The organism is Skermania sp. ID1734, assembly GCF_007489285.1.
In the GTDB taxonomy this organism is placed as follows: Bacteria; Actinomycetota; Actinomycetes; order Mycobacteriales; family Mycobacteriaceae; genus ID1734.
The window spans coordinates 316076-333129 of record NZ_VLIY01000003.1 but is presented as its reverse complement, the minus strand read 5'-3'; the positions used below and the strand labels follow the sequence as shown (position 1 = coordinate 333129).

Here is a 17054-nt window from a genome sequence, read left to right as displayed (position 1 = left end):
GCTCACGGGAGGAAATGCGCGGATGTCCCTCCCCGACGCTCAGACAACGCGGCCAGCCCCAGTGCTGGCGTCTGAGCCGGAGCCGGTAGAGCGGCCCGCTTCCCGATCAGTGCGTTCCGCGGTCCACCTCGTCGCGGACTTCGTCCGCAGCCCCGAAGGCCATGCCGCCGTCCTGGGCCTCATCGGTTCCTTCCTGATCATGTTCGGCGGCTTCGGCGCGGGTGCCGTCCGCCGGACCGATCCGCTGCTGGAATCAGCGCATTTGTCCTGGCTACGGTTCGGCCACGGCTTGGTGCTCTCCACCCTGATGGTCTGGGTGGGCGTGCTGCTCATGATCACCGCCTGGGTTCGGTTGGGCAGAGCCACCATCAACGGCGGTGTGAGCCTCAACGAACTGCGTGCGGTGGTGCCGCTGTGGATTGGACCGCTGCTGTTGTCGGTGCCGATGTTCAGCCGCGACGCCTATTCATATCTCGCCCAGGGCGCCCTGCTGCGCGACGGCTTCGACCCCTACTCGGTCGGCCCGGTGGCAAACCCGGGCGTCTTGCTCGACAACGTCAGCAACGTCTGGACGACCACCACCGCGCCCTACGGGCCGATCTTCTTGCTGCTCGCCCGCGGCGTGACGACCATCACCGGCGACAACGTCGTGGCCGGGACCATGCTGCTGCGCCTGATCATGTTGCCGGGGCTGGCGCTGATGATGTGGGCGATCCCGCACCTGGCCCGCCACCTCGGCGGTAAGCCGGCCGTCGCGCTGTGGCTGGCCGTGCTCAACCCCCTCGTGCTGATCCACCTGATCGGTGGCGTGCACAACGAGATGCTCATGGTCGGGCTGATGGCGGCCGGGATCGCGCTCGTGCTGGAGCGTCACCACGTCGCCGGAATCGTGCTGGTGGCCATCGGCGTCGCGATCAAAGCGACCGCCGGGGTGGCGTTGCCGTTCATCGTCTGGATCTGGATGGTGCACGAACGGGAACGCCGGGCCCAGCAACTGGGCGAATCCGAGGACGGGGCGCAGGCTCCGCTGCCGCACCCGGTCGCGCTGTTCCTCAAATGTGGCAGCCTCGGTGTCGCGGTTTTTGCTGCGGTCTTCGCGGTGGCGTCGCTGGTCGCCGGGGTCGGTATCGGCTGGCTGACCGCGCTGTCGGGCTCGGCCAAGATCATCAACTGGCTGTCGCTGCCCACGATCATGGCCCACATAGTCACCTGGTTCACGCCACTGCGGCTCGAATCCGTGCTCGAGGTGACTCGGATGATGTGTGCGGTCGCGCTGCTGGCGGTCCTGGCCTGGACCTGGTGGCGATTCCGCCGAAACGAACGCGAAGCGGTCCTGGGCATCCTGATCGCCTTCGTCGCGATCGTGATCCTGTCCCCGGCGGCGCTGCCCTGGTACTACTCCTGGCCGCTGGCCCTAGGTGCCGGGTTCGCCCTCTCCACCGGCACGCTGATGGTGATGGTGGGCCTGAGTACCTGGCTGATGCTGGTGTTCCAGCCCGACGGCAGCATCGGCATGTATGACTTCTGGCACGTCGCGCTCGCCACGTTCGCCGCAGTGGTCGCCGCGCTGTCGCTGCGGACCGTCGATCCCCTGCGCCTGCGATCCACCCCAGACTCCGCCCGCGCCGGCTCGAATGGCTGAGCTCACCGCCGCGTTCGAGCACTGCCGATCGGTCACCGCGGAGCACGGGCGCACCTACTACCTGGCCACCCGACTGCTGCCGCGCGAGCAGCGCCGAGCCGTGTATGCGCTGTACGCGTTCGCCCGCACCGTCGACGACATCGTGGACACCCCCACTATCGGCGAAGATCGCCGCGCCGAACGGGTCGAGGCCATCGAGAAGCAACTACGCCGCATGCTCGAATCCGGCGGAACGGACGTGAGCTTCAGCTCCGACCTCGCCCGACCCACCGTGCTGGCCACCTTCGCGACGATCAATCGCTATGGCATCGACCCGCAATACCTGTGGGATTTCCTTCGGTCGATGCGGATGGACGTGCCCGGCACGGCCGAGTATTGCGCAGAGTACGCAACGATGGCCGAGCTGCGCGGGTACATGTACGGCTCGGCCGCGGTGATCGGACTAGAGTTGCTGCCGGTCTTGGGCACCGCGGTGCCCGCTGCCGAAGCGGCCGGACCGGCCGCCGCGCTTGGCGAGGCCTTTCAGCTGACCAACTTCATCCGCGATGTCGGCGAGGACCTCGACCGTGGCCGGATCTACCTGCCGACGGCCGAACTCGCGGCATTCGGGGTGGACGCCGACCTGCTCCGATACTGTCGCGCGACGGCATCGGGCGATCGGCGGGTGCGGGCAGCATTGGCGCATTTCATCGCGGTCAACCGCGACCTCTACCGGCAGGCCGAACCGGGTCTGGACATGCTGGCGCCTCGGGTGCGACCCGGTCTGCGGGTGGCGTTCGAGCTCTATTCCGGCATCCTCGCGGAGGTCGAGCACGCGGACTACCGGATTTTGCACCGCCGCATCGCGGTGCCGAGGCGTCGGCGGATTGCGGTCGCTGTCGGGGAGCTAGCCCGCGGCCGATAGGCACCGCGTTTGGTAAAAAGCCGCTTTGGGTAACAGCTTGTTTACTCTCGGCCGCAGCTGGCGGCCTGTGAACAAGATCGCAGGGGGTCGAACGTTATGGATGCCATGACCATCGTCTGGATCATTGTCGCAATTATCATCGTGCTCCTGCTGGCCGCGGCGCTGGCATTCCTGCTGCGGAAGAACGCCGCGAACCGCGGCCGAGCCCAGGCCCAGGAGATTCGCGATAAGGTGGCGGAGCAGTCCCCCGCCGTCGAGGAGCGCGAGGCGCTCGCAGAAGAGACCGCCGCCAACGCCCGCAAGGCGCAGGCCGAGGCAGACGCGAAGGCTGCCCAGGCCAAGCGGTTACAGCACCAGGCACACGCGCACCGCAGTGAAGCCACGTCGTCGCGCGAGGAACTCGAAAAGCAACGCGCACGCGCGGATGAGCTCGACCCGGACGTCGACACCAGCGAACGCGCCGACGTCACCGCGCGCGACGAGGCGACATCGGGTGAGAACCGTGGCAGCACGGCATCGCGAGATGGTTTGGCCTCAGGCAGGCACGAGTCCGATGCACCGCGCGAAAGCGCGGCGGAGCCCACACGCGGCTCATCGTTGGAGTCAGCGCGCGAATCCGCCAACACCAACGCCGAGGGCAAGCACGCTTTGCACGACAACTGAAAACGTTTCGCGCTCCGTCTACCCACTTCGCGTCGCGTATACGGGAAGCGAACTGCACAGACGGAGAGCGAAACTTAGAGCGTCCCCCTAGAAGGCCATCGCCTGCGCGCGGCGCAGCACTTCCCGGGCCTGATGGCCGTGGAGCGCCGAAACCGGTGTGCCGCCCAGGCTTTCATCCGAGGTGAACAGCCAGCGGAGGATCTCGGTCTCCGTGTAGCCGCCGTCGCGCAATACCGAGATCAGACCCGGCAGCGGCTTCACGATCGCTCCGTCGGCGCCGAAGAACTCCACCGGCACCCCGAGGTAACCGCTGCGCTTGACGGCGATCAGCGTGTGATCGCGCAGCATCTGGTGCACGCGGGTGACCACGATATGCAGTTGTTTGGCCACATCTGGCAGCGCCAACAACTCCACGTCGGACGGCAGCACGTCCTCGCTGTACGGGATTGCACTCACGAGGGAAACGTTATCGGGTGCCGCCGCGGTCGCAACGGCGGTATTCACACCGAATCGGTCACCGCCGGGGGCGGATACCCTTGGATACGATCGTCTTTTCCACGGACGTCTTTTCCATAACTGCCGCCGCGAGGGAGGTGCCAGGTGCGCGTAAGCGGTCACGACCTCGTCGGCGTGGTGCTCGATCGGCGTTACCGGGTGGACTCGCCGATCGCGCGCGGCGGCATGTCCACGGTGTATCGCGGGCTCGACACCCGCCTGGACCGGCCCGTGGCGATCAAGATCATGGATCCGAAGTTCGCCGCCGACCCGCAATTTCTGGCGCGGTTCGAATTCGAAGCACGCGCGGTCGCCCGCCTCAAGCATCCCGGCCTGGTCGCCGTCTACGACCAAGGACACGAAGACGACCTCGCCTTCCTGGTCATGGAGCTCGTAGAAGGCGGGACGCTGCGCGAGCTGCTCCGTGAACGCGGCCCGATGCCGCCGCACGCCATGCGGGCCGTGGCCGAGCCCGTCCTGGACGCGCTGGCCGTCGCCCATTCGGCGGGACTGGTCCACCGCGACATCAAGCCGGAGAACGTGCTCATCTCCGACAGCGGCGAGGTGAAGATTGCCGATTTCGGCTTGGTGCGCGCAGTCGCCGCGTCGAGCACCACGTCGAGCAGCGTGATCCTGGGCACCGCCGCCTACCTCTCCCCCGAGCAGGTGGCCACCGGCACCGCCGACGCGCGCAGCGACGTATATGCCATGGGCATTCTCATGTTCGAAATGCTCACCGGCACAACGCCGTTCAACGGCGACACCTCGTTGACGGTGGCGTACCAGCGACTCAACCACGACGTGCCGGCACCGAGCTCCTGCATCGCCGGCGTGCCCACCGAAATCGACGAACTGGTCGGCGACGCGACCGCCCGTGAACCGGCCCACCGCTACCGCGACGCGGCCGAAATGGCGGCCGCGCTGCGGGCCGTCGCCAACGCGCTGCGGTTGCCGCCGTATCGGGTGCCGGCCCCGCGCCGCTCGGCGGAGCACCTCACCGCGCAACTGACGGCACAACGGCCCGCGACGGCTCCGCCGTTTGCCCCCGCACCCCCGGCCGGTCCGCACCACACCAAGGTCGTCACCGCGGCCACTCAGCGTCCGATGCCGCCTGTTCCCGTTCCTGCGGCACCGGTGGCGGCGGCGACCTCCACGCGCCCGGTCGACCCGCCGCCGCAGTACTCGGCGCCCTACCCCACCTACATCGAGGACCGGCAGCGTTCCCGGCGTGCCCTGTGGATCTGGCTGCTCATCGTCATCCTGCTCGCGGCCGCGGTCGGCACGGCCGGTTGGTGGATGGGGTCGGGACGCTTCACCGCTGTTCCGCAGCTCACCGGTCTCGACGCCACCCAGGCGCAAACGGTGATTTCCGACGCCGGTCTGACCGCGAAGGTGCACGGCCAGCACTCCGACACCGCGGCGGTCAACACGGTGATCAGCAGCGACCCCGCGCCGGGATCGCGCATCACCAAACACTCGACGGTCACCCTAAACGTGTCGCTGGGCAAGCCGATGGTCCCGCAACTCGGCAAGGCCGACGATTTCGCCACCGTGCAACAGCGTGTGCGCGACGCAGACCTGCAGCCGGTCGACGGCGGCGACACCTACAGCGCCACCGCGCCGGTGGGCACCGTGGCCGCGCTCGACCCGGCACCGGGCACGGTCCTGCGCGTGGGCGATTCGGTCAAGATAGTGCGCAGCAAGGGCCCGCCGCCGGTGCAGTTGCCCGACCTGCGCGGCAGCAGCCCTGACGACGCCAAGGCCAAGCTTGCGGCGCTCGGCATCAACGTCAAGGGCATCACCGAGGCATTCGACTCCGACGTGCCGGGCGGCCAGGTGATCGGCACCGACCCGGCCCAAGGCTCGACAGTCGATGCGGGTGGCGGCGTGACGCTCGTCGTCTCGAACGCGGTCAAGATCCCGTTGGTGATGGGCCACACGCTGTCCTCAGCCCGCGATGAACTGGCCCAGCTGGGGCTGTCGGTACATGTGCGGCAGATGACCGACTCCGACCGGTCGATCGTGCTCGGCCAGAACCCGGGCGTCGGGTCGCTGGTAAAGCCGGGCAGCCAGGTCACCCTGGTATCGCTGCCTTAATCCCGCAGCATTTCCGCAACCAGGAACGCCAGCTCAAGGGACTGCTGGGTGTTCAGGCGCGGATCGCACGCGGTCTCGTAGCGGCCGGAAAGATCCACGTCCGAGATGTCCTGGGCGCCGCCGAGGCATTCGGTGACGTTTTCACCGGTCAGCTCGATGTGGATGCCGCCTGGGTGGGTGCCCAGTGCGCGGTGCACCTCGAAGAAGCCCTGAACCTCGTCGACAATCCGGTCGAAGTGTCGGGTCTTGTAGCCGGTCGAGGCCTCGTGGGTGTTGCCGTGCATCGGGTCGCACTGCCAGATCACCTGGTGGCCGGTCGCCTGCACCTTTTCGATGATTGGCGGGAGCAGGTCACGCACCTTGCTGTTGCCCATCCGCGACACCAGGGTGAGCCGACCGGGCTTGTTCGTCGGGTCGAGCCGCTCGACATACTCGACCGCCTGCTCGGGCGTGGTGGATGGGCCGATCTTCAGCCCGATCGGGTTGGCCAGCAGTTCTGCGAAGGCGACGTGTGCGCCGTCGAGTTGGCGGGTGCGGTCCCCGATCCAGAGGAAGTGGGCAGACAGGTCGTACAGCGCGGGTTCACCGGTCGCCGTTTCGGCCAGCCGCAGCATCGCCCGCTCGTAGTCGAGGACCAGGGCCTCGTGGCTGGCGTACATCTGCACGGTCTGCAGGTTCGGATCCGTCACCCGGCAGGCGTCCATGAAGCGCAGCCCGCGGTCGATCTCCTCGGCCAGGGCCTCGTACCGCGCGCCCGCCGGCGACTGGGTGACGAACTCGCGGTTCCAGTCGTGCACTTTGTGCAGGTCGGCCAGCCCGGCGCCGGTCAGTGCCCGCACCAGGTTCATCGCGGCGCTCGCGTTGGCGTAGGCGCGCACCAGCCGCGACGGGTCGTGCGCGCGCACGGACTCCTCCGGCACCAGCGAGTTGATCATGTCGCCGCGATACGACGGCAACCCCAGCGCGTCGGTATTCGACGAGCGCGGCTTGGCGTACTGGCCCGCGATGCGGGCCAACTTCACCACCGGCATGCTCGCGCCGTAGGTGAGCACCACCGCCATCTGCAACAACGTGCGGATGTTGCCCTTGATGTGCGGCTCGGTGTTGTCGGCGAACGTCTCCGCGCAGTCACCGCCCTGCAGCAGGAACGCCTCGCCGCGCGCAACCTCCGCAAGGTGGCGCTGCAGATCTTCGACCTCTTGCGGGACGGTGATCGGCGGGACGCTCTCGAGGACCGTGCGCATCGCGGCCGCCTGCCCCGCGGGCCAGGTGGGCTGCTGCGCCGCCGGCCGGGCGAGAGCCGTGTCGAGCTTGCGGCGCATTTCCTCGGGCAGGGGCGGCAATTCGGGAAGGCGATCGATCGGTACGTCGACGGTCCAGTTCACCCGTCAAGGATATTCGCTTTCGGCACGACTGCGCCCGGGGGCCGCACCGTCGCCCGACGAGCCCGAACAAATGGTCGCATTTTGGCGCTGAAACGCGACCATTCAATCGTGATCAGCGCAGGGGGCGGAGCCGACGGGCCCGCTCGATCGCCTCGAACTTGGCCAAGTTGTGCCGCGCGTCGGCGAGCGCGTCGTGCGCGTCGTTGGGGACCTTGGGCAGCGGCGGGCAGCCGTTGTCTTCCCAGTACTGCTTGAGCTCGCGGGTGAACCGCGGCATCTCTCGCGGAAGTTCGGTCATCGGACCCCACAGCTGGCACAACGCCACGTGGTCATACGCCGCGACCCAGGCCCACAGTTCCGGCACGATCCCGCCGCGCGGGAGCAAGAAGGCGAGCAACTCGGAGCGAATCTGCGCGCGGGTGCGCCAGTGTGGTCCGTCACGTGGCGGCAGCTTCGGCAACACGTTGCGGCGCACCCAGGGCCCGGCGCGATCCGGATCGAACTCGCTGGAAACCGCGTAAAATTCTCGGCCGTCTTCGGCGGCTACTCCAATCGACACCAGGTCGATGGTCACGCCATCCTCGATGAACTCGCAATCGTAGAAGTAGCGCATCAAGCGCACCCTATGCCATTCTGATCGGCTGGTGCATAGTGCCATCGGCGATATGCAGAACAGTGAGGATTACGGTGCCGACATTGACGACTTCCCGCGCCACTGTTGCCGCTCACCGATACGCCCGGCCGGCGACGCTCGTGGCCCGAGCCGGGATCCTCGCTGCCGTCCTGGCGGGCGTCGTCTACAACCTCTACGGCCTGCCGCTGTTCCACCGCCGATTCGGCGACTACTACCGGATCGACCTCGATGTCTATCGCATCGGCGGCGCGGCCTTCGCCCGGGGCGCGCAAATCTACGGCAAGCTGCCGCTGACCGAAATCGGCAAACCGCTGCCGTTCACGTACCCGCCGCTGGCGGCGATCGCGTTCAGCCCGATGTCGTGGATGCCGCTGGCCGCGGCCGGAATCGTCATGACCGTCGTGTCGATAGTCGGCCTGTTCGCCACCATCGTGCTCACGCTGCGATCGCTGGGCTGGCTCCGGACGTCGCAGCTGTGGACGGCAGCCGGCGTGCTGGCTGTCGCGTTCGTACTGGAACCGGTGTTCTCGACCCTGAACTACGGGCAGATCAACATTCTGCTGATGGCGCTCGTCGCGGCCGACTGTCTGCTCGAACGCACGCCGTGGCCACGTGGCGCGCTGATCGGTCTGGTGGCCGCGCTCAAGCTCACCCCGGCCGTTTTCGTGCTGTTCTTCTTGTTGCGCAAGGACTTCCGCGCCGCCATCGTGACGGCGATCAGCTTCGCCGGCTGCACGTTGGTCGGATTTGCGTTGGCCGCGGGCGATTCGGTGAAGTACTGGACCAGTGTCCTGCCGGACTCCAACCGGATCGGGAAGCCGGCCTACGCCGCCAACCAGAGCATCATCGGGGTGCTGGCCCGGCTCGGCATCGACAACATGCGCACCCCGCTGTGGATCCTGGCCGCGGCCGGAGTGTTCATCATCGCCGTCGTGGCGATGCGGCGCGCCTTCGCGGCCGGTGAGGTATCCGTGGCGCTCGGTGTGAATGCGCTGGCCGGACTGCTGGTGTCACCGGTTTCCTGGTCCCACCACTGGGTCTGGGTCGTGCCGCTGCTGCTCAGCCTGACGGTGCTGGCCTATCGACGCCGCAACGCCGTGCTGGGCGCGTGGATTCTGCTGGGTCTGGTGGTCTTCCACTACGCGCCGCACTGGCGGCTCGCACACGGCCGGTGGAACGGTATCGGGTGGCCGCTGCCCGATCAGCTGCTGGCCGCGTCGTATGTCTGGTGGGGGCTCGGAACGCTGGCGCTGCTGGCGGTTTCGGCGAGCCTCAGCTCGCGCGCGTATCCGGAATCCGGTCGGCCGACGTCGCCGAGCTCGGCGCGGACTTGTTCTTGAGCGACGCGGCGTAGATGTCCACGTACTCCTGACCGGACAGCTGCATCAGTTCGTACATCACCTCGTCGGTGACAGCGCGCTCGACGAATCGGTTGCCGCCCATGCCTTCGAAGCGGGAGAAGTCGATCGGCTTGCCGATCTTCAAGGTGACGCGGTGGCGACGCCACTTGAACGGCCCGGGCGGGCACACCTTGTCGGTGCCGATCATGGCGACCGGAATCACCGGCACGCCCGTTTCCAACGCCACCCGGGCCATGCCGGTCTTGCCCTTGTAGAGCCGGCCGTCGGGCGAGCGGGTGCCTTCTGGGTAGAGACCGACGAGCTTGCCCTCGTCGAGCAGTCGCCGCGCCGTGCGCAACGCGCTCTCGGCCGCGTCCCCGCCGCTACGGTCGATCGGGTACTGGCCGGCACCGGTGTAGAACCAGCGCATCAGCATGCCCTTGAAACCGGGAGTGGTGAAGTACTCGCTCTTGGCGAGGTAGGTGATGCGCCGGCGAACCAACAGCGGGGCGAACAACCAGTCGGCGATCGAGAGATGGTTACCGGCCAGAATGGCGGGTCCGTCGTCGGGAATGTTCTCGAGCCCCTCGACGCGGGGCCGGTTGTATACCGAGATGAACGGTCCGACAAAGACGAACTTCAACCACCAATACAGCATGACAACCTTCCCAGCTCCGGCCCGAACGGCTGGCACATCTTTTTGCTTGCTGACTTTACTCACCCGCGCGTGCTGCAGCCACAGCAAGGGAGATAGTTCACCAGGCCAGCTACCGGGTAGCGATCAGACCTCGCGCCAACTCGGCCGCGCCGATGATTGCCGCCGCCTCGCCGAGCTGGGTGGTCCGAATGCGGGCCAGCGGCCGGTGGCCGGCGCCGGTGATCATCGTCGCGTAGTGCTCGCGCGCCTCGTCGAGGAACAGCGGCGCTGACGTGCTCACGCCGCCGGCTATGACGATCAGATCGGGGTCGTAGACATCGCTGACCAACGCCAACCCCACTCCGAGCCAGCGGGCGAAGTTCGCCATCGCGGCGTGCGCCACACGATCGCCATCGGCAGCCGCGGCCGCCACCCGTCGCCCGGTCAGCGAACCGGGGTCCCTGCGCGATTCCCGCGCCAGAATCGTCGAGTTGCCGGGTTTGGCGGCCAGCAGCTCGATCGCGGTTTCCACCAGCGCCGTTCCGCTGCAGTAGCGCTCCCAGCAGCCGTGCTTACCGCAGGCACACGGACGTCCGTCGGGCACCACCTGCACGTGACCGAGTTCCGGAGCCACGCCATTCGAGCCGCGATAGATGTCGCCCTCGACCAACAGCGCGGCCCCGATGCCGGTTCCGATGGCGATCAGCACCACGTTGTGCCCGCCCGCGGCGGCGCCGAAGGTGTGCTCGGCCCACACGGCGGCGTTCGCGTCGTGCTCAAGGACGACCGGCAAGCCCAGTTGGCCACTCAGTTCGCTGCCGATCGGCCGGTCGACCCACGGTAGGTGCGGCGCAAAGCGAACCGTGCTGCGATCGGAACTGATGAAGCCCGCGACGGCCAGTCCGACCGCGGCGACCGGGTTGCGCTCGGACAGTTCGCTGACCGCGTTGACCAGCGCCTTGTCCAGCGCCGGAGCGGACTGCGGAGTAGGCACCTGGGTCACGTCGAGGACCTCGCCGCAGGCGTCGACCACCGCGGCCCTGATGCTGGTGCCGCCGACATCGACCCCGACGGTGAGCGTCCGCTGATCGGACGTGGCCGAGGTCTCCATGCTCGACGATTCTTCCCGCGCTCAGCCCCGGATGGTCACCGGAATGCTGACAAAACCGTGTGGATGTGGCGGCACGTAGGCATCTGCGGCTTCGAAGGCGTTGCCATTCGCTGGCTCTTCGCCGGCTTCGGCGTCGTTCGGCTCGCTGTCGTCCGGCTCGAAGTCATGCGGATAGCGCGGCGCGACAGGAACCCCTGCGATGGCCTCCCGCAGGATCGTGACCAGCGCGGTGCCCTGCTCGGCCAGCGAACTGACCAGGGCGTTCTGCTCGCCGCGCAGGATCGCGGCGATGGCACACACCGGGCACACACCGCAATCACTCCACTCGTCGCGGCCGTGGCCCAGCGCGGCGCCCCGGAGGGCTGGTTCAACCCGTTCGAGCACCGCCTCGGCCAGCAGACGCAGCTCCTCCCCCAGATCGGGTCGTTTCTTGCTCATCGCGGCCACACCTTCGGGTCGGGTCGGAACCGGACAACCAGAGTCTGCCCATCGAGCTCGGCGCCCGCCACCACGCAGCGGCGCAGTACCGACGCCAGGCGCACTCGACGGCGCATGCCATCGGCTCCGACGATGACATCGTCTTCTGCTCGGCCCAGGCTCAGCGACGCGGGATCCACCAACGGCAGGTGCATCCGCATGGCATACACCGACTCGAGACCGCTGCCGGATTCCAGCTGAACCTCCACCGGCGGTTCGAACGCGCTCGCGTTGCCTTCGGAATGAACATCCAAGGCATAGGAGAGCGCGCTCAGAGACGACAACCCTACCGGCTCCGGCCCGGTGTGCTGCGCGGTCACGATGGAGACTTCGGGCATCGTCGCGGCAAATGCCGCGATCACATCGCGCTGCTCGCCGTGCCGGTTGTAATGCCAGCGCACCGCGGGATGCAACTGCTCCGGCGGCAAATCGGCTGGTCCGCCGAGGTCTGGCAGCACCTTGTTCACCATCACGGAGTTCAGTCGGATACCCAACAGCGCCAGCGTGGAGCGCGTCCGCGCGGCTTCCAATAGCGCGACCCGCTCGGCCGAGGTGACCAACATCGCACTGGTGCGGTCGCGGTCGGCCAGCAGATCACGGACCGACGTCACCGCGCCCACCATTTTTTCGATAGCACCGACGGTCATCGCCATGGCGATGTCGGTGCCGATCGCCGCTGCGACACGGCGGTGCTTGGGCCATACCCGCTCGAGGTAGCCCAGCGCCATGTCGGGGGTGGCCAGCAGTTGCAGCGTCGCCGCGGTCGCCGGGCAGTCGACGACGATGAGATCCCATTCGTCGTCATCGGCAAGGTCGGTGATCTCGGCCAGGGCCAGCATTTCCTGCGCCCCCGGGAAGCCGGTCAGCTCCGAGGCGTCGATCGCCGTCCAGTTGAACCCGTGATCGTGCCCGCCGCGATTGAGTTTCAGTGGCTCGCGCAGCGTGCGGAACCGCTCTTCCAGCAGCGCCAGGGTGTCGATCTCGATCGCCTCGAGGCCGTCCACCACCCGGTAGGTCGTTGCGGTCGTGCCGGGGTCGTGCGCGAGCGTCAGGCCGAGCACATCGCCGAGCGAATGCGACTGGTCGATGGAGGCCACCAGAACCCGCTCGCCGTCGCGGGCGCGGGCCAGCGCCGTGGCGCAGGCGAGCGTGGTCTTGCCGACGCCGCCCTTGCCGAGGAAAAGCTCGATGCGCGCACCGGGGTGTTTCGGTCGCTTACGGGAGCCGATCAGCCTTCCACCCGCTTCTTGAGTTCCTTCAGCGCCGTGTCGGTGATGACCTTCTCCGCCTTGCGCTTGAACATTCCGATCATGGGGACGTTGAGGTCGACGGTCAACTCGTAGCTGACCCGTGTGCTGCCGTCCGGCTGATCTTCCAGCGTGTAGGCACCGTACTGCGACTTCTGCAGGTCACCACGAATGAGTTGCCAGGTGACCGACTTGCCGTCCGGCGCCCAGTCGTAGGCCAGGTCGTAGGTTTCCTTGAGCACACCGGCATCGAGTTCGAACCGGACCACCTGCGCTCGGTCGCCCGGACCCGGGGTGAGCACCTGCACCGTCTTGGCCGCGGCCACCCACGTCGGATACGCCGGAAAATCCGCGATGACGTCCATGATCTTCGCCGCCGTCGCGTTGATGATTATCGACCTGTTGGTCCTGTCGGCCATGCGCGTCAGTCTTCCTTTCTCAACCGTCACCGGGGTTGAGCGCTCGCGCGCGGCGGCTCCCCCGCCCGCCGGCCCGCCTCGAGCGTCGCCTTGAGTTCGAACGTCATGTTCTTGCCCGCCACGCGCCGGCGCCGATTCTGTTCCGCCAGCGATCCCCTGCTGGGCCCGTTCGGCTCGGCATGGAGGAAATAGTGCACGATCACCCCGTCCAACGAGGGTTCGAGCCACACTTCCATCGTCCCGGTCAGCGCGCCGTCCACGGTCCACCGAATGCCCTTCGGACCGCGGTCTTCGCGAACCGTCAGCCGCAGGTCCGGCCACCAGCGCCGCCACTTCTCGGGCGCGTTGATCGCCGCGGCCACCTGCGCCGCGGGTGCGACCACGAAGGTCTGATCGGCAACTTGGATGCTGTTCATCGACGCCGAGCCTAAACCAGCGTCCTAGACGAACTGTTTGGCGAGTCGAGCGGCAAGCATGTCCCAGCGCCACTCCCGCTGCACCCAGTCCCGCCCCGCGGCACCCATGGCCGCGGCGCCATCGGGATCTGCCAGCACTTTCACGATCGCCTCGACGACCTCGTCGACGCGGCGGCCCTTGACCACGTGCCCGGTTGTGCCCTCGATGACCGTCTCCGGCGCACCACCGGAGTCACCTGCCACGACCGGCACCCCGCTGGCTGACGCCTCCAGAAAAACGATGCCCAGCCCCTCCACGTCCAGCCCCGCCCCGCGGGTGCGGCACGGCATGGCGAAGACGTCTGCCATCGCATGGTGCGCGGCGAGTTCCTGGCTCGGCACACCGCCGGTGAAGACGACGTGCTCGGCGACCCCCGCCTTGGCCGCCAATCGGTGCAGCGACTCCGCGTACGGGCCGCCACCGACAATGACGAGCACCGCCCCGTCGATGCGGTCGCGGATGCGCGCAAGCGCCTTGATCAGGACATCCTGACCCTTACGTGGAACCAGGCGCGAGACACACACCACGGCCGGGCGCGTTCCGATGCCGTAGCGTTTGCGCAATTCCGCACGCGCCGCCGCGTCGGGCCGAAAAACCTCGGTGTCCACGCCGGGTGGCACGTGCTCCAGCGCCGCGTGCGAGCCGAATGCCGCGGCGAACCGGTTGCGCGTGTAGCGGCTCACGTAGGTCACCACGTCGGTGTGGTCGCCGATCACCCGCAGCGCCTGCCGGGCCGCCGGCAGCATCGACCAGCCGACCTCGTGGCCGTGCGTGCTGGCCACGATGCGCTGAGCGCCGGCGCGACGCAGCAGCGGCGACAGCAGCGCCAGCGGAGCGGCAGCGCCGAACCAGACGCTGTCGCAGTCGCGACTACGAAAAATTTCGGTCGCGCGGCGGGCCACGAACGGCGTGGGCACCATCAGCGTGGTGGGATGCCGGACCACCTCGAAGGGCTGCGCGGCGTCGAAGCGCAGGTGACTGTCGCCACGCCAGCGCGGCGCGTAGACGACCAACTCGTCGGGCGGAAGATGCGACGCGAGGGCGTGCAGGTAGTTCTGAATACCACCGGGACGCGGCGGGAAGTCATTGGTGACCAACAGCGTCCGAGGCATGGAGTAACCGTACCGAGCGGCTAACTCGGCCGCCGGGCTTGCACGAGCACCCAACCGCCCCAGCGGTTGATGAACTGAGCGGTGTCCAGCCCGACTACGTCACGAAACGCAGCGTCAACCTGCTGCGCGTCGGCCGGACCGCGCGCGAGCTCGTGGTACAGCTGTACCAGTTTCTTCTCGCCGAACGTCGCCGCGACGTAGGCACAGGCGGACCACCCTTGCTCGTAGGCGAGCTTCGCCCGGTCATCCGCGGTTTGATAGTCGGCGTCGGCGGGCAGCGCCTTCGGCGGGCCGTCGGCCAGCACCTCCTGCGTCAGCCGTGGCGCTATCTGCGCAAACGACAGCCCGGAGTTCCGGTAGCCGGAGTAGTCCGCGAAGCCCTCGAGCATCCACATCGGTGAGCCGTCCACCGTCACCGACCGCGCCGCCACGTGGGTGAGTTCATGGCGCAGGATCGACTGCCTCGTCGCGGCGTCGAGGCGCGTCGCCGCGTCCGGGCTGAAGACTACGCGCTGCCCGGTGACCACCTTCGACTTGGTGTCGACGCTGTCGGCCACGGCCACTGCCGCGATCTCGGCGCCAGTGTGCTCGGCCCCGGCCAGTTGCGCGAACTCGTCGGCGCTACCGGTGGTGATCACCAGCGGGGCCTGGGACCAGCCGGTTCCCCACAACTGCGTCACAGATGCCACCGCCGCCGGCAGGTCGGCAGCCAACGCCGCGATCTCCGCGCGCTGTTCGGGATGGCCCATGACCACCGCGGTCCGGTTACCGCCGGTCGCCATCTTCTGCGCCTCCAGCGGGCCGAAATCCCATGGGCCGTGCCAGGTTTGCCGGTGACCGACGGGCGCCTCGGAGACCAGCAGCCAGGTATCGCCATGGCGGGCGACCGTGAGCGACACCGGTTTTCGGGTCGGCGCCGCATCGGGACCGGCTATTCCGTAATGCAGGTAGACCGCCGGCGCCCACACGTCGGTGGCATCGAGTTGGTCGGCGAGGTCCATGGGCAGTGGCTCATCAGGCTCGGAGCTGATCTCGAATCCCCAGTCCGACAAGGGAACTCCGCGCAGATTGTTGGCGCGCCGGAGCTGGGCGTCGAGGAAGCCCGGGGCAGCGTGCGGGTCAACCAGCCGAGCCAGCGCAGTGGTGTCGTCCGAGCGCAGCGCAGCAGCCCACTGGTCGAGGAGTCTTTGCACCCCCGCCTGGCGTTGCTGCTGGTAGGGGTCGCTGGCGGGCCGCGGGTTCGTGGTGGCCGGTTTATTGGGGGTGGCGTCGCTGCCACATGCGGTGTCGAGCAGCCCGACCGCAACGAGCAGACAGATCAAGAGGGCGAGCCGCCGCGGCAGAGTACGCGAAATCGTCGTAACTCCGCGCTCAGTAACGGCGCGCGCCGGCGTACGGCATGGTGGCCATCGGGACTACCTGCACCGGAACACCGAAGGTGGACGCATGCAAGACCATGCCGTCACCGGCGTAGATGCCGACGTGCGAGTGGTCCGGGTAGAACAGCACGACATCGCCGGGCTGCAGATCTTCCTTGCGCACCGGCACGCCGCCCTCGCCTTGCGCCTGGCTGGTCCGCGGAAGCTGCTTACCCACCTGCTTGTAGGCCCACTGCACCAGGCCGGAACAGTCGAAGGCGTTGGGCCCGGTGGCACCCCACACGTACGGATCACCGATCCGGCTCAGCCCGGCTTGCAGTGCACTGGTCTGCGAGCCCGGGACGAGGCCGCGCAGCAGCACGTTCGGGTCGAATCCCGGCGGGAACGGGGTGCCGATCATGACCGCGCGTTCGCGTCCGGAAAGCTGACCCCAGGCCTGCGTCACCGCGGCCATCTGGGTCTGCAACTCGCTCTGCTTCTTCTGCAGGTCGTCGCTGAACGCCTGCGCCTGGGCCGCGGCGTCGCGGGCGGCGTCGGCCGATTGACGCGCCTGGTCTTCGACGGTGGCCGCATCGGCTACCGCCTGCTGGTATTGCCACACTTCTTTGGCGGTCTCGCTGGACAGCACGTCCAGGGCCGTCATCTGGTCGAGCAGTTGCTGCGGCGAGTCCGCGGTCAGCACCGCAAACAGCCGACTGGTGCGCGCACCCTCGTAGGAGGCCCTGGCCACCCGGTCGATGGCCGGCTGGAACTGCGCCACACGCGCCTGGGCGGCGGCCACGGCAGCGTGGTCGGCGGCCTGCTTGGCCTGCGCCGCCTTCAGCGCGTCGACCTTCTTGCCCATTTCTATCTGGGCGTTGAGCAGAGCTTCGTTGGTCTGCTCGGACTGGCGAGCAAGTTCGGTCATCCGCTGCAGCGCTTCACTGGCATTTCCGGGCATGGCCACGGGATCCGCGCCTGCCGACGCTGCGGGAATTATCGCGAGAACTGCCGACACGGCTGCGACGACAGCTACGCCAGCCCGGTGTTGCCAACGGATGCGCGCCACGGAAAAAC

The 17054-nt window shown here is 67.9% G+C and carries 17 protein-coding genes; 5 read left to right on the top strand and 12 right to left on the bottom strand.

Annotated features, from left to right (window positions below; translation table 11 throughout):
* Nucleotides 1-22: 22 nt before the first annotated feature.
* The 3 genes from FOS14_RS05585 to FOS14_RS24620 all read left to right on the top strand — a co-directional run bounded on the left by FOS14_RS05585 (nucleotide 23) and on the right by FOS14_RS24620 (nucleotide 3209).
* Nucleotides 23-1642, top strand: coding sequence for an alpha-(1->6)-mannopyranosyltransferase A (locus FOS14_RS05585; RefSeq protein WP_143769271.1), 1620 nt, complete (start codon nucleotides 23-25; stop codon nucleotides 1640-1642).
* Complete coding sequence (locus FOS14_RS05580; protein ID WP_143769270.1) at nucleotides 1635-2546, top strand: phytoene/squalene synthase family protein; 912 nt, start codon at nucleotides 1635-1637, stop codon at nucleotides 2544-2546. The genes FOS14_RS05585 and FOS14_RS05580 overlap by 8 nt, the downstream gene beginning before the upstream one ends.
* Before the next feature lie 96 nt (nucleotides 2547-2642).
* Complete coding sequence (locus FOS14_RS24620) at nucleotides 2643-3209, top strand: hypothetical protein (RefSeq protein WP_185981624.1); 567 nt, start codon at nucleotides 2643-2645, stop codon at nucleotides 3207-3209.
* A gap of 87 nt (nucleotides 3210-3296) precedes the next feature.
* On the opposite strand, the gene FOS14_RS05570 is transcribed toward FOS14_RS24620, so the two are convergent.
* Nucleotides 3297-3665: an Rv2175c family DNA-binding protein gene (locus FOS14_RS05570; protein WP_143769269.1), complete on the bottom strand. Its 369-nt coding sequence runs from the start codon at nucleotides 3663-3665 to the stop codon at nucleotides 3297-3299.
* 144 nt (nucleotides 3666-3809) lie between these two features.
* Between FOS14_RS05570 and pknB the strand changes: the two genes are divergently transcribed.
* Nucleotides 3810-5801 (top strand): Stk1 family PASTA domain-containing Ser/Thr kinase, encoded by a 1992-nt coding sequence (pknB, locus tag FOS14_RS05565; RefSeq protein ID WP_255450088.1) that lies wholly within the window; start codon nucleotides 3810-3812, stop codon nucleotides 5799-5801.
* Here pknB and FOS14_RS05560 read toward each other — a convergent pair.
* Together FOS14_RS05560 and FOS14_RS05555 are read right to left on the bottom strand one after the other, a co-directional pair.
* Nucleotides 5798-7186, bottom strand: coding sequence for a class II 3-deoxy-7-phosphoheptulonate synthase (locus FOS14_RS05560; protein ID WP_143769268.1), 1389 nt, complete (start codon nucleotides 7184-7186; stop codon nucleotides 5798-5800). The genes pknB and FOS14_RS05560 overlap by 4 nt on opposite strands.
* Before the next feature lie 112 nt (nucleotides 7187-7298).
* Complete coding sequence (locus FOS14_RS05555) at nucleotides 7299-7799, bottom strand: polyadenylate-specific 3'-exoribonuclease AS (protein WP_143769267.1); 501 nt, start codon at nucleotides 7797-7799, stop codon at nucleotides 7299-7301.
* A gap of 74 nt (nucleotides 7800-7873) precedes the next feature.
* On the opposite strand from FOS14_RS05555, the gene FOS14_RS05550 reads away from it, so the two are divergent.
* Nucleotides 7874-9160, top strand: a complete 1287-nt coding sequence (locus FOS14_RS05550; RefSeq protein ID WP_370512169.1) for a glycosyltransferase 87 family protein — start codon at nucleotides 7874-7876, stop codon at nucleotides 9158-9160.
* Here the strand turns inward: FOS14_RS05550 and FOS14_RS05545 are convergent.
* The 9 genes from FOS14_RS05545 to FOS14_RS05505 all read right to left on the bottom strand — a co-directional run bounded on the left by FOS14_RS05545 (nucleotide 9093) and on the right by FOS14_RS05505 (nucleotide 17046).
* Nucleotides 9093-9818, bottom strand: coding sequence for a 1-acyl-sn-glycerol-3-phosphate acyltransferase (locus FOS14_RS05545; RefSeq protein WP_143769351.1), 726 nt, complete (start codon nucleotides 9816-9818; stop codon nucleotides 9093-9095). The two genes, FOS14_RS05550 and FOS14_RS05545, sit on opposite strands and share 68 nt — an antisense overlap.
* A gap of 109 nt (nucleotides 9819-9927) precedes the next feature.
* Complete coding sequence (locus FOS14_RS05540) at nucleotides 9928-10908, bottom strand: ROK family protein (RefSeq protein WP_143769266.1); 981 nt, start codon at nucleotides 10906-10908, stop codon at nucleotides 9928-9930.
* Nucleotides 10909-10929: 21 nt separating this feature from the next.
* A complete protein-coding gene (locus FOS14_RS05535) occupies nucleotides 10930-11346 on the bottom strand; it encodes a hypothetical protein (protein ID WP_143769265.1) in 417 nt (138 codons plus the stop codon).
* Entirely contained in the window at nucleotides 11343-12575 is a 1233-nt protein-coding gene (locus FOS14_RS05530; RefSeq protein WP_143769264.1) for an ArsA family ATPase, read from the bottom strand. Before FOS14_RS05530 ends, FOS14_RS05535 begins: the two co-directional genes overlap by 4 nt.
* Nucleotides 12576-12613: 38 nt before the next feature.
* A complete protein-coding gene (locus FOS14_RS05525) occupies nucleotides 12614-13051 on the bottom strand; it encodes an SRPBCC family protein (RefSeq protein ID WP_143769263.1) in 438 nt (145 codons plus the stop codon).
* A gap of 26 nt (nucleotides 13052-13077) precedes the next feature.
* The gene (locus FOS14_RS05520; protein ID WP_143769262.1) at nucleotides 13078-13467 is read right to left on the bottom strand and encodes a polyketide cyclase / dehydrase and lipid transport; all 390 of its coding nucleotides are present in this window, start codon (nucleotides 13465-13467) and stop codon (nucleotides 13078-13080) included.
* A gap of 24 nt (nucleotides 13468-13491) precedes the next feature.
* Nucleotides 13492-14619 carry a glycosyltransferase family 4 protein gene (locus tag FOS14_RS05515; RefSeq protein WP_143769261.1) on the bottom strand — a complete coding sequence of 376 codons (1128 nt, stop codon included), beginning with the start codon at nucleotides 14617-14619 and terminating at the stop codon, nucleotides 13492-13494.
* 20 nt (nucleotides 14620-14639) lie between these two features.
* The gene (locus FOS14_RS05510; RefSeq protein ID WP_143769260.1) at nucleotides 14640-15941 is read right to left on the bottom strand and encodes a hypothetical protein; all 1302 of its coding nucleotides are present in this window, start codon (nucleotides 15939-15941) and stop codon (nucleotides 14640-14642) included.
* 49 nt (nucleotides 15942-15990) lie between these two features.
* The gene (locus tag FOS14_RS05505; protein WP_370512167.1) at nucleotides 15991-17046 is read right to left on the bottom strand and encodes a C40 family peptidase; all 1056 of its coding nucleotides are present in this window, start codon (nucleotides 17044-17046) and stop codon (nucleotides 15991-15993) included.
* Nucleotides 17047-17054: the final 8 nt, after the last annotated feature.